The organism is Pseudoduganella sp. HUAS MS19 (assembly GCF_053615455.1).
Genome location: NZ_CM132133.1, coordinates 5,490,687 through 5,507,358 on the forward strand (window position 1 = coordinate 5,490,687; position 16,672 = coordinate 5,507,358).

A 16,672-nucleotide genomic window follows, 5' to 3' on the forward strand; every position below is an offset into this window, starting at 1 on the left:
ATGAGGATAAAAAGGAGTTTTGCCATGAAAGCGCTAGCCATTTTGGTGGCAGCCACCAGTCTGTTGCTGAGCGGCTGTGCCACCACCCTGCGCAGCAACGTCACGGTCTTCCATGAGTGGCCGAGCGACCTGCAGGACAAATCTTATACCTTCGAAACGCCTTCCCCGGGTGAGGATACGCTGGAATACCGCAGCTACCAGAACCTGGTGAGCGGCGAACTGGCCAAGCTGGGCTTCACCCAGGCCGCCAGCGCCAGGGATGCCAAGCTGCGCGTCGCCATGCAGTTCAGCACTATCGACCGCCCGGTCAAGGTCCTGACTGCGACCGACCCGTGGATGTATGGACCCGGCCCCTGGGGCTACTACCCGCGCTGGGGCTACTACCCTTACCGTTATCGCTACTACGGCTTCTACCGTCCATACTACGATCCGTGGATGTGGGGACCGATGGAGTTCCGCGAAACCATCCAGCATAACTATGACCGCAACCTGCGCGTCACCATCAACAACCTGCAGGGCAAGAAGCTGTATGACGTGACCGTGCAAAACACCAGCCGCAAGCAATCGACGCCGCTGGTCATGCCGGCACTGGTACAAAGCGCCTTCACCGGCTTCCCTGGCGAAAGCGGAAAGGCCAAGCGCGTAGATCTTGAGCTCCAATAATTCCATCAAATCGATCGGGCGGTGGTTGCGCGAAGGCGCTTCCACCGCCTTTTTCCGTCCACCCCGCTGGGATGGCCTGTCCACCGGGCCGGGCGTTGTCGCCGTTCTGGCGCTGCTGGTGCTGGCGCTTTCGGTATTGTTCCAGCGCGTGTATATCAACGGCCCGGCGATCTTCTACTGGAAGGCCATCGCCTACGGCTGGCTTCCTTTCGCCCTGCTGCCGTTCTACGCGCTGATGGCGCGCGGTACCGGACCAAGCGGGCGTCCCGGCGCCGCGCCCGACCTGGCGCTTCTCACTACCCTATTGCTGGCGCAGACCGTCTGGCTGGAACTGTTTATTGACCTGTGCTTCACCGCTATGCTGTACGGCGGCGCCGAGGCCTGGTCGGTGCGCTATATGGGGCAATGGGGCGCGTGGATCGTCTGGGCAGTTCCGGTCGCCCTGGTGATCCTGTCCCAACTCGCGCTGCTGGCGCGCGGCGGCCGCGGCAGGCGCCGGCCGCTGATGCTCAGCGGGGGCATGATGGCGGGCGTGATCGCGCTGGGCGTGACCACGCAGCAGCCCGATTTCTGGTATCCGAAAAAACAGGAAGCGGGCAACGAAGAATCGTCGCGCTACCTGAAGCTGACCGCGGAACTGATGGAGTCGCAGCCGGTGCTGCTGTCGCGCCAACTGGCAGCGCTGGCCCCGCAGCGCCCGGGCAAGGTCGACATGTATGCACTGACCTTCGCGCCTTACGGCGACGAAGTGTTCCGCCGCGAGAGCCAGATGGTGGCCGACGTGATGTCGCAGCGCTTCGACACTGCCGGCCGCACGATGCAACTGGTGAACCATTTCCAGACCGCCGAAAAACTGCCGTGGGCCACTACTGTTAACTTGCAGAAGACGATCCGCAGTGTGTCGCGCACCATGGACAAGGACGAAGATGTGCTGTTCATTTACCTGACTTCGCACGGTGCGCGCGAAGGCCAGTTGGCGGCGGAGTTCTGGCCGTTCGAGTTGACAGAACTGACGCCTTCCATGCTGCGCAAATTCCTGGACGAAGCGGGAATCAAACATCGTGTCATCGCAGTCTCGGCCTGCTACTCCGGCAGCTGGATTCCGGCGCTGAAAGACGACGCGACCATGGTGCTGACTGCAGCCGATGCCGACCATACCTCCTACGGCTGCGGCTACAAATCCGAGCTCACTTTCTTCGGCCGCGCCATGTTCGACGAACAGCTGCGCAGCCACACGCGCTCCTTCGAACAAGCCCACGCCGCCGCACGTGAAGTGATACGCAAACGTGAAGTCGAGGCTGGCAAGGACGACGGCTATTCGAACCCGCAGATCTCCATCGGCCGCGCCATCGGCGCCAAGCTGGCCACGTTTCAGTGACTGCAAAGTTCAATGCAGCGGCAGCTGGGAGAGGGAAATATCGTTGTGCCCGACGCCGGGCACAACATGGAATGTGGCGAGCCCTGGGCGGAAGCTGCGATACAGCGCTTCGCTGCTGGCGCGGGGGATGATGTCGTCGCGCTCGGCAGCGAAGATGGTGGTTGGGGCGTTGACTGTAGCGGCGTAGCCCGCCGAGTCGTAGCGCTCGCGCAGCAGCAAGCGCACAGGCAGCCAGGGATAATGGTGCGAGGCTGCCCCGGCCATGCTGTCATACGGCGTGACCAGCACCAGCCGCTCGGCCGGTTTGCTGCCGGCCAGCCGTGTGGCGATCCCGCTGCCAAGGCTGCGGCCAACGATCGTGACCTGCGGGTGCCGGGCGCGCACATGCTCATACAAGGCCAGCGCATCGGCAAACAGGCCGGCCTCCGTCGGCTCTCCCGGTGTGGCGCCGTAGCCGCGATAGTGCATCAGGTACAGTGCATGGCCGGGAAAAGCGGCCTGCAGCTCCGGCAGACTATGGCCGACCGCCTCCGCATTGCCGCCGAAGTAGATCACCGCTGCAGGCCCCGGCTGCTCGTCTAAGGTAACCCCGACACGCACGCCGCCATCCAGCGCGAGCACGGTGCCGCCTTCAAACGCCTGCGGAAAATAGATCATGCTGCGCTGGCGGAAAAACACCAGCGCGCAAACGGCGACATACACGGCCAGCACCGACAGCAGGAGCGGCAGCAGGAGTCGCATGGTCAGCGGTAGTAAGCTTCGCTGGCGAAGGTGATGAGACCGATCAGGGCGACAGCACACAACAGGACAATCAGCAAGCGTCCAAACTTCGGGGTGCCGTCGTCATCGGCTGGGCGGTTCTGGTCAGTCATATTCGGTTTCAAGGCAAGAGGATGGTGGAGCCTGTGGTGCGGCGCGCCTCAAGGTCGCGATGCGCCCGCCCTACGTCGGCCAGATTATACCGCTGCTGGATTTCGATCTTGACCTCGCCGCGCGCCACCACATCGAACAGCGATTGTGCGCAGGCCTCAAGGTCGGCGCGCGTGGCCGTATAGTTGCCAAGCGCAGGACGGGTCAGGAACAGCGAGCCGCGCGAAGCCAGTTCGCCCAGCGAGAAGTTGGCCACCGGGCCGGACGCATTGCCGAAGCTGACCATCATGCCGCGCGGCCGCAGGCAGTCGAGCGAACCGGTGAAGGTATCCTTGCCGATCGAATCGAATACGATGGAAACGCCTTTGCCGCCGGTGATCTCACGCACCCTTTCTGCAAAGTTTTCCTTGTTGTAGTTGATCCCATGGGCCGCGCCATGCTGCAGCGCCAGCGCCACCTTTTCGTCGCAACCGGCGGTGCCGATCAGGGTGACGCCCAGGGCACGCGCCCACTGGCAAGCAATCAGGCCCACGCCGCCGGCCGCCGCATGAAACAGGATGGTGTCGCCGGCCTTGACCGGCGCCGCGCTGTGGAACAGGTATTGCACTGTCATCCCTTGCAACATCATGGCGGCCGCAGTGTCGCTGCCGATTGCATCGGGCAGCTTGACCAGCAAGCTGGCGGGCAAATTGCGCGCCTGCGCATAAGCGCCGTTCGGACGGCCGGCATAGGCCACGCGGTCGCCCACGCGCACATGGCTCACGCCCTCGCCTACCGCTTCCACCACGCCGGCCCCTTCCTGCCCCAGGCCGCCCGGCAGCGGCTGCGGATACAGGCCGGTGCGGAAGTACACATCGATAAAGTTAAGGCCGATCGCTTCGTGCCGCACGGTCGCTTCGCCCGGACCTGGCGGCGCAACCTCGACCTCGACGTATTCCATCACTTCCGGCCCGCCAGTGCGGGACATGCGAATCGCCTTAACCATTACCTGCTCCTTTAGTGTGTGATGAAGCCACGCTCGCGCAGCCATTGCGTCATGCGTGGATAGTGTTCGCGCGCCCAGTGCGTGGAGTTGATATAGGCACTGCCGCCATCGGCATCGGTTTCCCACAAACCGTGCGCCGCACGCGGCAGCATCCACACCTGGTGGTCCTTGTGGCCGCTCGCATCAAGCGTTTGCTGGAACAGCTTCGCGCTCTTATGCACCGGTACGAAAGCGTCTTTCTCGCCGAGGATATAGACCACGGGCGCGTTCAGCTTCTTCAGGTCAGGCAGCGGGTCGTAGCTGTAGAAGGCGGTGGTGGTCTCGCTCGGCTTCTCCTTCAGCGTGTCCGGCACGATTTCGACGCGGCTGGCCCAGCGCGCCTTCTCGCCGGCGCGCGCCGCGGCCAGCAATTCGGTGCGGTTGGCGCCGCCGCTGGTCACCCAATGCATCAGTTTCTCCTGGTACGCAGCGCCCGCCTTTACCTCGTCTTCGCTGAAGCCTTGCGCACGCAGGGAGCTTTCGATGCGGTAAACCTCCTGTTCGGCCGGCGGAACGGCCGATGCGGCTTGCGCGATCACGAACGCGACCTTCTGCGAACGGACCGCCGCCAGCGGCGCCAGCCAGCCGCCCTGGCTATGGCCCCAGGTTCCGATCGCATCGCCCTTGATGTCGCTGCGCTTGCCGAGCAGCTCAATGCCTGCGATGGCATCATCGGCCAACTGCTCCATGGTGGCCTTGTTGAATTGTCCGCTGGATTTGCCCACGCCGCGCTTGTCGTACATCAGCGCTGCCATGCCGTGTGCGGCGAAGTAGTACGCTTGCAGCGCATATGCGCCACGCGGTGCTGGGCTGGACATCTGCGTCAGCACGATGGCGGGGAATGGCCCCTTCCCTTCCGGCAGCACCAGGGTGCCGGAAAGCGTAACGTCGCCGTTGCGGAACGTCACCTCTTCCGAGCGGAACTGCAGGCGGCGGCCGGTTTCCTTCTTGCCGGCCTGCTGCCAAACCATCTTGTTGCCCTCGAAGCGCATCGTGGTCTCGCGCACGGCGGGATTCAGGTTTCCGGCGCCGGCGTAATACACGTTCCCGCTTTCGGCGAACATGGAGGCGTAGCGGCCCGTGCTCAAATCGCTGTAGAACATCTGCGGAAAGTCGCCCCACTCGGACAACACGACCAGGCGCTTGCCGGGGAATTCATAGGCTCCCAGCAGCGGTTGGTGGCGCGCGGGATCGTCGGGCAGCGTGCGGCGGAAGGCGAACTTTCCGTCCTTCCCGTTCAGTCTTACTTTGCCGGCCAACAGGTCGCCTTGCAGCTTGCCGTCGAATTGCAGCACACCGTCGGGGCCAGGCAGGGAAAAACTCACGCTGCCGCCTTTGTTCGCAACAGCTTCGAGCGGCAGGCCTTTTTTCTCGAAGGCCGGCATGTCGACCGTGGCCTTGCCATCTGCGCCGAAATGCGGACGCAGGAAATTCATATCGCCGCCCACCCCGTAAGTGCCGACCCAGTGGCCCGCCAGGCCAGGGGCTGCACTGGCCGAGCTGGCGCCGATGATGGCGATGGCGGCAACGCCGCCCAGGATACCCTTCATGCACGCTCTCCTCTTTTTTTAATGAGGACGCTACAGTGCCAGCACGCAGGGCGCCGGCCAAGCTTCATGCGACAGGCTGCGTTTTTGCGGCATCAGCCTGCATTTGCGACAGTACCAGGTGGGCGCTTGCCAGATTGGTAGCGCAAGCAACGTTGTGCACGTCGCAAGCACGCACCAGTGCGTTGATATCGGGTTCGTGCGGTTGCGGGGTCATCGGGTCGCGCAGGAAGATGATGGCATCGATGTGCCCTTCCACCAGCATGGCGCCGATCTGCAGGTCGCCGCCCAGCGGGCCGGAATGCTTGCGCTCCACCGTCAGGCCAACTTCCGCGATCAGGCGGCCGCCCGTGGTGCCGGTCGCGCACAGCTTGCAGCTACGCAGGAAGGCAGCGTACTCGCGGGCCAGCGCGATCATGTCGTCTTTCTTCTTGTCGTGGGCAATCAGGGCAATGCGGGGCGTCATTTCTCTTTACCTTTCACATTCGACAGCAGGTAGATACCGGCCAGCACCAGGGCCGTTCCCGCCAGTTGCCAACTGGTGACGGGTTCGGACAGGATGACGGCGCCAAAGAACAGGGTGGACACAGGACCGATCATACCCGCCAGCGAAGCGGGACCGGCGCCGATGCGCTGTACGGCGACCATGGTCATAAAGACCGGCATCACCGTGCACAGGATACCGTTTACCAGCGACAGGCCGTAAACCTCCATCGGCTGTACCAGCAGGGCGGCGGGCCGCAGCAGGAAGAATTGGCCGATGCAGGCGGCACTGGACACGCACATGGCATACGACACCAGGCGCAGCGAGCCGAGGCGCTTGACCATTTCGCCCGATGCCAGCAGGTACAGGGCGTAAGCCATGGCCGAACCGAGCACCAGCAGCGAACCGAGTGCCACATTGCTGCCGCCGTCGCGCAGGTCGTGGAAGAACACCAGGACGATGCCGGCGTAGGCGGTAAGCAGGGAGATCCACTGGCTGCGGCCGATATGCTTCTTCAACCACAGCGCGGAGGCCAGCAGCACGAAGGTCGGCGTCAGGAACAGGATCAGGCGCTCCAGGCCGACTGTAATGAACTGCAGGCCGAGGAAATCGAGGTAAGACGAAAGGTAGTAGCCAACCAGGCCCAGTCCTGTCAGTCGCCAGGCATCGGCGCGGCTCAAAGGCGGCTCGGTACGCATCTTCCACAGCGCAATGGCTGCAAAGACTGGCAAAGAGAACAACATGCGGAAGGCGATCACCGTGACGGCGTCGAGCTGGTACCGGTACAGCAGCTTGGCCACGATGGCCTTGGTGGAGAACAGTACTGCCCCGCCGACAGCTATTGCCAATCCGCCCAGGTAGGCGGCACGTTTGCCCTGCGGTTCCGGTGTAGCTGTTTCCATGCCACCATTGTAGCGGCAAGCCGCCAAGGTTGCTGGCGCCCCCTTAAAACCGGTAATGCAGTGTCTGACCCACAGGGTCAGACACTGGTCTGCGGCGGCCGCGTGCCAAGGGCCGGTTTTGGCCTATTTACAAGACGACTACGGCTGCCTGGCCCGCGTTCACGGTGGCGGTAGTGACCCTGGCGATCACAGTGGCAGGGGCATTGCTGCCTACCAGCTTGTTGACCTGCTTGAACTGGGCCACCAGCGAACCCGGGGTCACAGTCACCACGGTGAAGCCCTGCGCATCGGTGTTCACGTGGCGCAGCCATGGGTTGCTGTTCAGGCTGGCCAGCTGCTGCGCCAGGCCAACCAGGGTGCCGAAGTTGGCATCAGCCTTGATGGCCGACAGCACCGCGTCCATGGTCGCATCCAGCATGGCTTCCGGCACACCCTTGGCACCCAGCGCGCCGCGCAACTGGATCATCAGCGAAGTCGCCACCGAATCGGCGCTTGGCGACACCTTGCCCATGGTGTAGTCCAGCAGGTTGACGTTCAGCGTGATCGTGCCCACGTTCGGCACCGGCACCGAAAGCGGCAGGGACACCAGGGTGCCCAGGTCGCCCAGGCTTGCAGAAGCTTCGCGCAGGTAGGTGAAGAAGGAGTCCGAGCTGACGCCGGCCGATACCAGGTCCACCATCACCGGCGTGCCGCCGCCCGCCGCATCGTAATCGTCATTGACGGTACCGGCGAAGAAGGAGTGGATGTCGCCGGTCAGCGCCACCACGTTGCCGATGTTGTTGGTCTTCAGGTGCGACATCAGGGCCTTGCGCTCGGCGTTGTAGCCGTCCCACTGGTCGCAATTGATCAGGAACTTGCGGAAGTAAGGCGCCAGGGCGGCAGCCTTGCCCGAAGCGACCACGAACTGCGATGCGGCCTTGTTGGCTTGCACGTCCGGCTTGATATAGCCGATCGCGATACCCTGTGCGGCTGCCGTAACCTGGGCTGTGGCGCTGCCGCCCGACTTGGCCACGTTCTCCGCCTGGCCAAACACCAGGACCGCTACGCTGGCCTGGACCGAGTTCAATCCAGCGCCGACGGCTGCCGTCAGGCGCGCGCTGGTGTCGCCGCCGCCGGCAGCGGAAGTGGCGATCGCGGTCGCGGCAGCCGCCGCCACGGAAGACGATGCGCCTGCAGTCATGGCGCCGACAATCGCACCGGCCACCGGAACGTTGCCGCCGGTCGAATTGGCGGCAGTGCTGCCGATATTGGTGGCCAGCGTGGCAACGGCCTGCAAGGCCACCAGGGTGGCGATGGCGTCCACGCCGCTCAGGCCCATGCGCAGCAGCGATACTTCATTGCCCCACAGCTTCCAGGTGGCGCTGGAAGACTTCATGGTGGCCTTCCACCAGTCGCGCTGGGTGGCGCCCAGCATGCTGATGGCGGCCAGCGGATCGGCGCCGCCCACGGCAGCCACCTTCTGCGCTTCGGCGGCGCTGTAGAGGTCCTGCGCCACCAGGTAGCGCGCACCGATGCTGCCCAGCGGCTGTCCGGTGGCCGGATTGGCCATCTGCTCCGGCACCACGTGGTCGGCGCGGTACAGGCGCTCGTCGGTCATCACCAGCTGCATCAGTTTGCCGAACTGGAAATCGCGGTAGATCTTGATGTTCTGGAAACCGGTGGCTGCGCTGTCGAGCGTAACGTCGGCCGGCATGTATTCGAACCAGGCTTGGTTGGCGCTGCGGCGGCGGGCGGTATCCTTCTTTTCGCCTTCCGAATAGGTCTGGGTATCGCCCCAGGAATCGTCGCTGAACTCGTGGTCGTCCCAGATGGCGATGAAGGCGAAGCGCTCGTGCACTGCCTGCAGGCGGGTATCGGTGCGGTACTTCTTGTACAGGTAGCGGTAGTCGGCCAGGGTGGTCGCGTATTTCGCGCCCGAGCTGCCGTTCTTGAAGGTGCCGTCCGGCAGGGTCAGGGCGCCATGGCGGGTTTCGACCGAGCCGACCTGGAAAGCCTCGCCCACGGTCTCGTAAATGTAGTCGCCGAGATGGACGATAAAGTCCAGTTTTTCGTTTTTGGCAATATGATCGAGCGCGCCCCAGTGGTTGATGCTCCAGTCCTGGCAGGTCAGGTAGGCGAACTGCAATTGCGAGACGCTGGCGTCGGCCGCCGGCGCAGTCTTGAAGCGGGCCACGTTGGAACGCACATCGCCGGCGGTGAACTGGTAGAAGTATACGGTGTTCGGCTGCAGGCCGGTGACCTTGTGGCGGATCGTGTTATCGAAATCGGCGTTCAGCTCGATCTGGACATCGACCACCGCGCTGCCCTCGAGTGCCTTGTTGCTGCCCAGGGCGGCAGTATTGTCGGCGGCGGAGACTTGCACGCGCACCGTGACGCCCGATTTGACCGTAACGGTCGCCACGTCATCCAGGGAGGTCGGCACCACGCGGGTCCACAGCAGGATGCTGTCGGCACGGGGGTCGCCGGAGGCTACGCTTTGCGGAAACTTCCAGTTGGCGCCGGTCGCAGGCGGCAGGCCGGGTGCCGGCGGGGTGTCGTTGCCGCCGCCGCAGCCTGCCAGGCCGCCGGTGGCAGCCGATACAGTAATAAAGCCGCCCAATTTAATAAATTGCCGACGATCCATAGGTCTCCTTCATGATAAAAATTATTGTTTTACGATATTAACTTTACATGCAGATGAAATAAGCCTGAGGAAAGCTACTAAACACGCGTGCGGGGGTTGCGCATGCGCTTTTGGTCGCGCCGGCGCGACAATTTCAGGGAAGGACCGGTATGCTAGAATGTCGCCCTCGATTGCATACCGTCTAAGGAAGATTGAACATGGCTGGACACAGCAAATGGGCCAATATTAAGCATAAAAAGGCTGCAACGGACGCGAAGCGCGGCAAAATCTGGACGCGCCTGATCAAGGAGATCACCGTGGCCGCGCGCATGGGCGGCGGCGACCTGAACTCCAATCCGCGCCTGCGCCTGGCAGTCGACAAGGCCGCTGACGCCAATATGCCGAAGGACAACGTGAACCGCGCCATTACGCGCGGCACCGGCGGCGGCGACGGCGCCAACTATGAAGAAGTCCGCTACGAAGGCTACGGCATCGGCGGCGCAGCCATCATCGTGGACTGCATGACCGACAACCGCGTGCGTACCGTGGCTGAAGTGCGCCATGCCTTCAACAAGTACGGCGGCAATATGGGCACCGAAGGCTCCGTGGCCTTCATGTTCCAGCACACCGGCCAGTTCCTGTTCGCTCCCGGCACCGATGAAGCCAAACTGATGGACGCAGCCCTGGAAGCGGGCGCCGAAGACGTGGTGACCGACGAGGAAGGCGGCATCGAAGTGCTGTGCGGCCCGCACGATTTCGCCGGCGTGAAGGATGCGCTGGAAGCGGCCGGCTTCAAGGCGGAAGTGGCGGAAGTGATCATGAAGCCGGCCACCGAGACCGTATTCACCGGTGAAGACGCGGCCAAGATGCAAAAGCTGCTGGATGCACTGGAAAACCTGGACGACGTCCAGGAAATCTATACCAACGCTGTCATCGAAGAATAATCCTTATGAAGATCCTGGTAGTCGGCTCGGGTGGCCGTGAACACGCTTTGGCTTGGAAACTGGCGCAGTCGGAACGCGTACAGATGGTCTATGTTGCGCCTGGCAACGGCGGCACCGCGCGCGATGTGCGCCTGGAAAACGTGCCGATCACCGACCTGGCGCAACTGGCCGACTTCGTCGAGAAAGAGCACGTCGGCCTGACCGTGGTCGGCCCGGAAGTGCCGCTGGCTGCCGGTATCGTCAACCTGTTCCGCGCGCGCGGCCTGAAAGTGTTCGGCCCGACCAAAGAGGCAGCCCAGCTCGAGTCGTCCAAAGACTTCGCCAAGGCCTTCATGAAGCGCCACGGCATCCCGACCGCCGAGTACGAAACCTTTGCCGATGCCAAGGCAGCCCACGCCTACGTGGACGCCAAGGGCGCGCCGATCGTCATCAAGGCCGACGGCCTGGCAGCGGGCAAGGGCGTGGTGGTTGCCATGACGCTGGAAGAAGCGCATGGCGCGGTCGACCACATGCTGTCCGATAATGCCTTCGGCGACGCCGGTGCGCGCATCGTGATTGAGGAATTCCTGGCCGGCGAAGAGGCTTCCTTCATCGTCATGTGCGACGGCAAAAACGTGCTGCCGCTGGCCACTTCGCAAGACCACAAGCGCCTGCTGGACAACGACCAGGGCCCGAACACCGGCGGCATGGGCGCCTACTCCCCCGCCCCGATCGTGACCCCGGCCATGCATGCGCGCGTGATGCGCGAGATCATCATGCCTACCATCCAGGGCATGGCCAAGGACGGCATCCAGTTCACCGGCTTCCTGTACGCCGGCCTGATGATCGACGCCGCCGGCAATCCGAAGACGCTGGAATTCAACTGCCGCATGGGCGATCCGGAAACCCAGCCGATCATGTCGCGCCTGAAGACCGAGCTGCTGGGCGTGATGGAGCATGCCGTCAACGGGACGCTGGACCAGGTGGAGCTGGAGTGGGACCGCCGCACCGCCGTCGGCGTGGTGCTGGCAGCCGCCGGCTACCCTGACGCACCGCGCAAGGGCGACCATATCCACGGCATTGCGGCTGAAACGAGCGATTCCGTGACCTTCCATGCCGGTACTACCGACGATGCGGACGGCAAGCTGGTTACCTCCGGCGGCCGCGTGCTGTGCGTGGTGGGCCTGGGCGACAACATCAAGATGGCGCAGAAGCAGGCGTACGAAGCGGTCGACAAGATCGGCTTCGAAGGCGTGCAGTTCCGCCGCGATATCGGCTGGCGCGGATTGAAGCACTAATACCGGCACTTGGCCCGCGACCGCCGCGTAAGGAAGGTGTCAGACCCTGCGGGTCTGACTTCGGTTTACCGGTTTGAAGAAAAGAGCAAAGAAAAAGAAATGACCGCCCCCAACCCACAAGACGTCAAAGCCTGGCTGCTTGGCCTGCAGGACCGCATCATCTCCGCCCTGGAAGATGTGGACGGCAAGCCATTCCTGCGCGATGCGTGGGAGCGCCCGGAAGGCGGCGGCGGCATCTCGCGCCTGATCGAAGAAGGCAACGTGTTCGAGCGCGGCGGCTGCAACTTCAGCCACGTCACGGGCGCCAAGCTGCCGCCATCGGCCTCGGCGCACCGCCCGGAGCTGGGCGGCCAGCCTTGGGAAGCCATGGGCGTCAGCCTGGTGCTGCACCCGCGCAATCCGTACGCGCCAACGGTACACATGAACGTGCGCTTCTTCACCACCACCACCACCGACGGCAAGCCGGTATGGTGGTTCGGCGGCGGCATGGACCTGACGCCCTACTACGGCAATGCCGACGATGCGCGCCACTTCCACCGCACCTGCCGCGACGCGCTGCAGCCTTTCGGCGACGAGCTGCACCCGAAATTCAAGAAATGGTGCGACGAGTATTTCTACCTGAAGCACCGCAAGGAAGCGCGCGGCGTGGGAGGCATCTTCTTCGATGACTTCAACGCACTTGGCTTCGACCAGAGTTTTGAAATGACCCGCAGCGTGGGCGACGCATTCCTGGCCGCCTACCTGCCGATCGTGAAAGCCCGCAAGGACACGCCCTACGGAGAACGCGAGCGCGACTTCCAGGCCTACCGCCGCGGACGCTACGTCGAATTCAACCTGGTGTTCGACCGCGGCACCCTGTTCGGCCTGCAGTCCGGCGGCCGCACCGAAGCGATCCTGATGTCCATGCCGCCGGTCGTCAAATGGCGCTACGACTGGCATCCGGAAGACGGCAGCGCGGAAGCGGCGCTGTACACCGGCTTCCTCCCGCACCGCGACTGGCTGGCCGAGTGAAACGCTGCATCGCACTGCTGGGAGGCAGTTTCGATCCGGTGCACAACGGCCACGTCGCGCTTGGCAAACAATTTGTCCAACTGCTCAACGCCGATGCGCTGCTCGTGATTCCAGCCCTGCCCTGGCAAAAGGGCGCGCTGGTAGCGACGCCGCAGCAGCGCGTGGATATGCTGACTTTGGCCTTTACCGGCCTGCCCTGCCCGGTCACGATCGACTGGCAGGAACTGGCGCGCGGCAGCGCCACTTATACGATCGACACGCTGCGGGCAATCCGCGCCGACATAGGCCCTGATGTATCGCTGGCCTTCCTGATGGGCGCCGACCAGCTGCAGCGACTGAACACCTGGCACGAATGGCGCAACCTGTTCGACCTGGCCCACTTCTGCGTGGCAGCCAGGCCCGGCTTCGAGCTGGACGACGCCCACGTGCCGGCCGAGGTGGCAGCTGAATTCCAGCGCCGCCTGGCCACGCCGGATCAGGTCAGGAACACCCCGGCGGGCATGACCATGCTGGCGGCTGATTTAGCCGTCGACATCTCGGCCACTGCCATTCGTGCTGCATTACAACGGGGGGACGGGGCGAACTCGCTTCTGCCACCGGTAGTGCTAGACTATATTGAACAACATAATTTGTATAAGAACTAAATAATGGATATCAAAAAACTGCAATCCATCGTCGTGGACGCCCTGGAAGACGTCAAGGGCCAGGAAATCGTCCTGTTCGACACCACCGGCCTGACCAGCCTTTTCGACCGCATCGCCATCGCTTCCGGTACTTCCAACCGCCAGACCAAGGCACTGGCTGCCTCGGTGCGCGACAAGGTGAAAGAAGCCGGCGGCGACGTGATCGGCATCGAGGGTGAAGATACCGGCGAATGGGTGCTGGTGGACCTGGGCGACATGATCGTCCACATCATGCAGGCGCCGATCCGCGCTTACTACCGCCTGGAAGAAATCTGGGGCGAGAAGCCGGTCAAGCTGGGCGCCGCCAAGCGCAAATCCACCGCCGAAGGCAAGGCCGCCGCCGAAAAGGAAGCCGCGCCGAAGAAATCGGGCCACCTGGCGGCCACCAAGGCAGCCAAAGCTGCGGAAGCCGTGGTCGAGAAGAAACCGGCGGCCAAGAAGCCAGGCACCGTGAAGGCAACTGCCGCAGCCGGCGCCGTGGCCAAGAAAGCCGCCGCCAAGAAGGCTGCGCCGAAGGTCGTCGCGCCGGAAGGCAAGAAAGTGAAGGTCGCTTCCACCAAGACCGCCGAGGCATCCGCCAAAGCCGCCAAGGAGAAGAAAGCCGCCGCTGCAGCCGCAGCGCCGGCCAAGACCGTCATCAAGCGCATCAAGAAGCCTGCGGCTGAGTAAGTCCGGTGCAGCTGATTATCGCTGCGGTCGGCCATAAAATGCCGGCTTGGATCGAGAATGGCTTCACCGAATACGTGAAGCGGATGCCGCCGGAACTGCGCATCGTGCTGAAGGAAATCAAGCCCGTTGAGCGTTCCGGCAGCAAGACCGCCGCCACCGCCATGGCCCTGGAACGGGAGCGTATCGAGGCCGCCTTGCCGAAATCGGTACGCATCATCGCCCTCGATGAACGCGGCAAGGACCTGACCAGCGTGGGCCTGTCCCAGCAGCTGGAAGCCTGGCAGCAGGATGGCCGCGATACCGCCTTCCTGATCGGCGGCGCCGACGGCCTCGATCCGGGGCTGAAGGCCAGGGCGGAAGGCATGATTCGCCTGTCCAGCCTGACCCTCCCGCATGGCATGGTGCGCGTCATGCTGGCCGAACAGTTGTACAGGGCGTGGACAATAACGCAAAACCACCCTTATCATCGTGTCTAACCTTTAAGGCAAACGATGAAACTGGTCGAAAAGAAGATCTACCTGGCTTCCAAGAGTCCGCGCCGGCGCGAATTGCTGCGCCAGATCGGCGTGGACTTTGAGTTGCTAATGCTGCGTAACGACGGCCCGCGCGGGCCGGACGTGAGCGAAGAAGTCCATGCCGGCGAAGAGCCGCTGGTCTATGTTGGCCGCGTGGCCCAGGAGAAAGCCGATTTTGCCTGGGACATGATCCAGCGCCGCCGCCTGATCCTGCGCCCCATCCTGGCCGCCGACACCACCGTCACCATCGACGGCGAAATCCTCGGCAAGCCGGCCAACGTGCGCGAGGCAACCGACATGCTGCACAAGCTGTCCGGCCGCACCCACCAGGTACTGACCTCGGTGGCCGTGCACTCGCAGGACTTCTCCGGCCATATCACCCAGGTCTCGGAGGTTCGCTTCGGCAAGCTGACCGAGGCCGAGATCAAGACTTATTGCGCCACCACCGAGCCTTACGACAAGGCCGGCGGCTATGGCATCCAGGGCCTGGCAGCCCTGTTCGTTGAACACATCGAAGGCAGCCACTCCGGCATCATGGGCCTGCCGCTGTACGAAACGGCGCAACTGTTGCGCCAGGCAGGATTGAAACTCCCCTGATGAACGAAGACATCCTCATTAATATCACCCCGCAGGAAACCCGCGTCGCCCTCATCGTGCAGGGCGCCGTGCAGGAACTGCACATCGAGCGCACGCTGACGCGCGGCCTGGCGGGCAACGTCTATTCCGGCAAAGTGGTGCGCGTGCTGCCCGGCATGCAGTCGGCCTTCATCGACATCGGCCTGGAGCGCGCAGCCTTCCTGCACGTGGCCGATATCTGGGAAGCCCGTCCGCACGACGGCGCCCAGAACGCCACCCCGACCCCGATCGAAAAGCTGCTGTTCGACGGCCAGGTGCTGACCGTGCAGGTCATCAAGGACCCGATCGGCACCAAGGGCGCGCGTTTGTCGACGCAGATTTCCATTGCCGGCCGCATGCTGGTCTACCTGCCGCAGGACGGCCATATCGGCATCTCGCAAAAGATCGAGAAGGAAGCCGACCGCGAAGCCCTGCGCGCGCGCATGCAAGGCCTGCTGCCGGAAGACGAAAAAGGCGGCTACATCGTGCGCACCCAGGCGGAAGACGCCTCGGACAGCGACCTGCAGGCCGACATCGAATACCTGCGCAAGACCTGGGGCGCGATCTGCCACGGCGCGCGCACCCGCCCGCCGACTTCCCTGCTGCACCAGGACCTGAACCTGGCACAGCGCGTGCTGCGCGACTTCGTACACGACGAAACCGCAACCATCCAGGTCGATTCGCGTGAAAACTTCCTGTCGCTGACGGAGTTCGGCCGCATCTACACGCCTTCCGTCCTGCAGCGCTTGCAGCACTACACCGGCGAGCGCCCGCTGTTCGACCTGTACGGCGTGGAAGAGGAAATCCACCGCGCGCTGGGCCGCCGCGTCGATTTGAAGTCAGGCGGCTATCTGATCGTCGACCAGACCGAGGCCATGACCACCATCGACGTCAATACCGGCGGTTTCGTCGGCGGCCGCAATTTTGCCGACACCATCTTCAAGACCAACCTGGAAGCGGCGCACGCCATCGCACGCCAGCTGCGCCTGCGCAACCTGGGCGGCATCATCATCCTCGACTTCATCGACATGGAGAACAACGAGCACCGCAACGCCGTGCTCGCGGAACTGAAGAAAGCCCTGGCGCGCGACCGCACCAAGGTGTCGGTGTCCGGCTTCTCCGCGCTGGGACTGGTGGAGATGACCCGCAAGCGCACGCGCGAATCGCTGGCCCACATCCTGTGCGAGCCCTGCCCCGCCTGCGAAGGCAAAGGCCAGGTCAAGACCTCGCGCACCATCTGCTACGAGATCCTGCGCGAACTGCTGCGCGAAGCCAAGCAGTTCAACCCGCGCGAATTCCGCATCCTGGCCTCGCAGGAAGTGGTCGACCTGTTCCTGGAGGAGGAATCGCAGCACCTGGCAATGCTGGGCGACTTCATCGGCAAGAAAATCTCACTACAGGTCGAAACCAGCTATCACCAGGAACAGTACGACGTGATCCTGATGTGATCCGGCACGCAACGCGCCAAGCCATCCAACAAGGAAATCC

General features: G+C 63.4%; 17 protein-coding genes. 10 read left to right on the forward strand and 7 right to left on the reverse strand.

The window, feature by feature from the left end; all coding sequences use genetic code 11:
• Positions 1–24: 24 nt before the first annotated feature.
• Positions 25–663 (forward strand): DUF4136 domain-containing protein, encoded by a 639-nt coding sequence (locus ACWBU6_RS25150; RefSeq protein ID WP_452646062.1) that lies wholly within the window; start codon positions 25–27, stop codon positions 661–663.
• Positions 650–2,041 (forward strand): C13 family peptidase, encoded by a 1,392-nt coding sequence (locus ACWBU6_RS25155; RefSeq protein WP_452646063.1) that lies wholly within the window; start codon positions 650–652, stop codon positions 2,039–2,041. The genes ACWBU6_RS25150 and ACWBU6_RS25155 overlap by 14 nt, the downstream gene beginning before the upstream one ends.
• 9 nt (positions 2,042–2,050) lie before the next feature.
• Here the strand turns inward: ACWBU6_RS25155 and ACWBU6_RS25160 are convergent, their stop codons facing one another.
• The 7 genes from ACWBU6_RS25160 to ACWBU6_RS25190 form a co-directional block, all read right to left on the reverse strand.
• Positions 2,051–2,782: an alpha/beta hydrolase gene (locus ACWBU6_RS25160; RefSeq protein ID WP_452646064.1), complete on the reverse strand. Its 732-nt coding sequence runs from the start codon at positions 2,780–2,782 to the stop codon at positions 2,051–2,053.
• A gap of 2 nt (positions 2,783–2,784) precedes the next feature.
• Complete coding sequence (locus ACWBU6_RS25165; protein ID WP_452646065.1) at positions 2,785–2,913, reverse strand: hypothetical protein; 129 nt, start codon at positions 2,911–2,913, stop codon at positions 2,785–2,787.
• Between the two features lie 8 nt (positions 2,914–2,921).
• Positions 2,922–3,896, reverse strand: coding sequence for a quinone oxidoreductase family protein (locus ACWBU6_RS25170; protein WP_452646066.1), 975 nt, complete (start codon positions 3,894–3,896; stop codon positions 2,922–2,924).
• Positions 3,897–3,907: 11 nt separating this feature from the next.
• The gene (locus tag ACWBU6_RS25175) at positions 3,908–5,485 is read right to left on the reverse strand and encodes an alpha/beta hydrolase family protein (RefSeq protein WP_452646067.1); all 1,578 of its coding nucleotides are present in this window, start codon (positions 5,483–5,485) and stop codon (positions 3,908–3,910) included.
• Positions 5,486–5,549: 64 nt separating this feature from the next.
• Positions 5,550–5,948, reverse strand: coding sequence for a methylglyoxal synthase (locus ACWBU6_RS25180; RefSeq protein WP_452646068.1), 399 nt, complete (start codon positions 5,946–5,948; stop codon positions 5,550–5,552).
• Positions 5,945–6,868 (reverse strand): DMT family transporter, encoded by a 924-nt coding sequence (locus ACWBU6_RS25185; RefSeq protein ID WP_452646069.1) that lies wholly within the window; start codon positions 6,866–6,868, stop codon positions 5,945–5,947. Before ACWBU6_RS25185 ends, ACWBU6_RS25180 begins: the two co-directional genes overlap by 4 nt.
• 127 nt (positions 6,869–6,995) lie before the next feature.
• On the reverse strand, positions 6,996–9,491 hold the full coding sequence (locus tag ACWBU6_RS25190; protein WP_452646070.1) for an alkaline phosphatase D family protein: 2,496 nt from the start codon (positions 9,489–9,491) through the stop codon (positions 6,996–6,998).
• A gap of 197 nt (positions 9,492–9,688) precedes the next feature.
• On the opposite strand from ACWBU6_RS25190, the gene ACWBU6_RS25195 reads away from it, so the two are divergent.
• From ACWBU6_RS25195 to rng, 8 genes are all read left to right on the forward strand, one after another.
• Complete coding sequence (locus ACWBU6_RS25195) at positions 9,689–10,414, forward strand: YebC/PmpR family DNA-binding transcriptional regulator (protein WP_452646071.1); 726 nt, start codon at positions 9,689–9,691, stop codon at positions 10,412–10,414.
• Between the two features lie 5 nt (positions 10,415–10,419).
• Positions 10,420–11,691 carry a phosphoribosylamine--glycine ligase gene (gene purD / locus ACWBU6_RS25200; RefSeq protein ID WP_452646072.1) on the forward strand — a complete coding sequence of 424 codons (1,272 nt, stop codon included), beginning with the start codon at positions 10,420–10,422 and terminating at the stop codon, positions 11,689–11,691.
• 99 nt (positions 11,692–11,790) lie between these two features.
• Positions 11,791–12,702 (forward strand): oxygen-dependent coproporphyrinogen oxidase, encoded by a 912-nt coding sequence (gene hemF / locus ACWBU6_RS25205; protein ID WP_452646073.1) that lies wholly within the window; start codon positions 11,791–11,793, stop codon positions 12,700–12,702.
• Positions 12,699–13,346 (forward strand): nicotinate-nucleotide adenylyltransferase, encoded by a 648-nt coding sequence (locus ACWBU6_RS25210; protein ID WP_452646074.1) that lies wholly within the window; start codon positions 12,699–12,701, stop codon positions 13,344–13,346. The genes hemF and ACWBU6_RS25210 overlap by 4 nt, the downstream gene beginning before the upstream one ends.
• A 3-nt stretch (positions 13,347–13,349) precedes the next feature.
• Entirely contained in the window at positions 13,350–14,054 is a 705-nt protein-coding gene (rsfS, locus tag ACWBU6_RS25215) for a ribosome silencing factor (RefSeq protein WP_130310590.1), read from the forward strand.
• 5 nt (positions 14,055–14,059) lie between these two features.
• Positions 14,060–14,530, forward strand: coding sequence for a 23S rRNA (pseudouridine(1915)-N(3))-methyltransferase RlmH (gene rlmH / locus ACWBU6_RS25220; protein ID WP_426164472.1), 471 nt, complete (start codon positions 14,060–14,062; stop codon positions 14,528–14,530).
• Positions 14,531–14,545: 15 nt separating this feature from the next.
• A complete protein-coding gene (locus tag ACWBU6_RS25225) occupies positions 14,546–15,166 on the forward strand; it encodes a Maf family protein (RefSeq protein ID WP_452646075.1) in 621 nt (206 codons plus the stop codon).
• Positions 15,166–16,632, forward strand: a complete 1,467-nt coding sequence (gene rng / locus ACWBU6_RS25230) for a ribonuclease G (protein ID WP_452646076.1) — start codon at positions 15,166–15,168, stop codon at positions 16,630–16,632. The genes ACWBU6_RS25225 and rng overlap by 1 nt, the downstream gene beginning before the upstream one ends.
• The last annotated feature ends 40 nt before the right edge of the window (positions 16,633–16,672 follow it).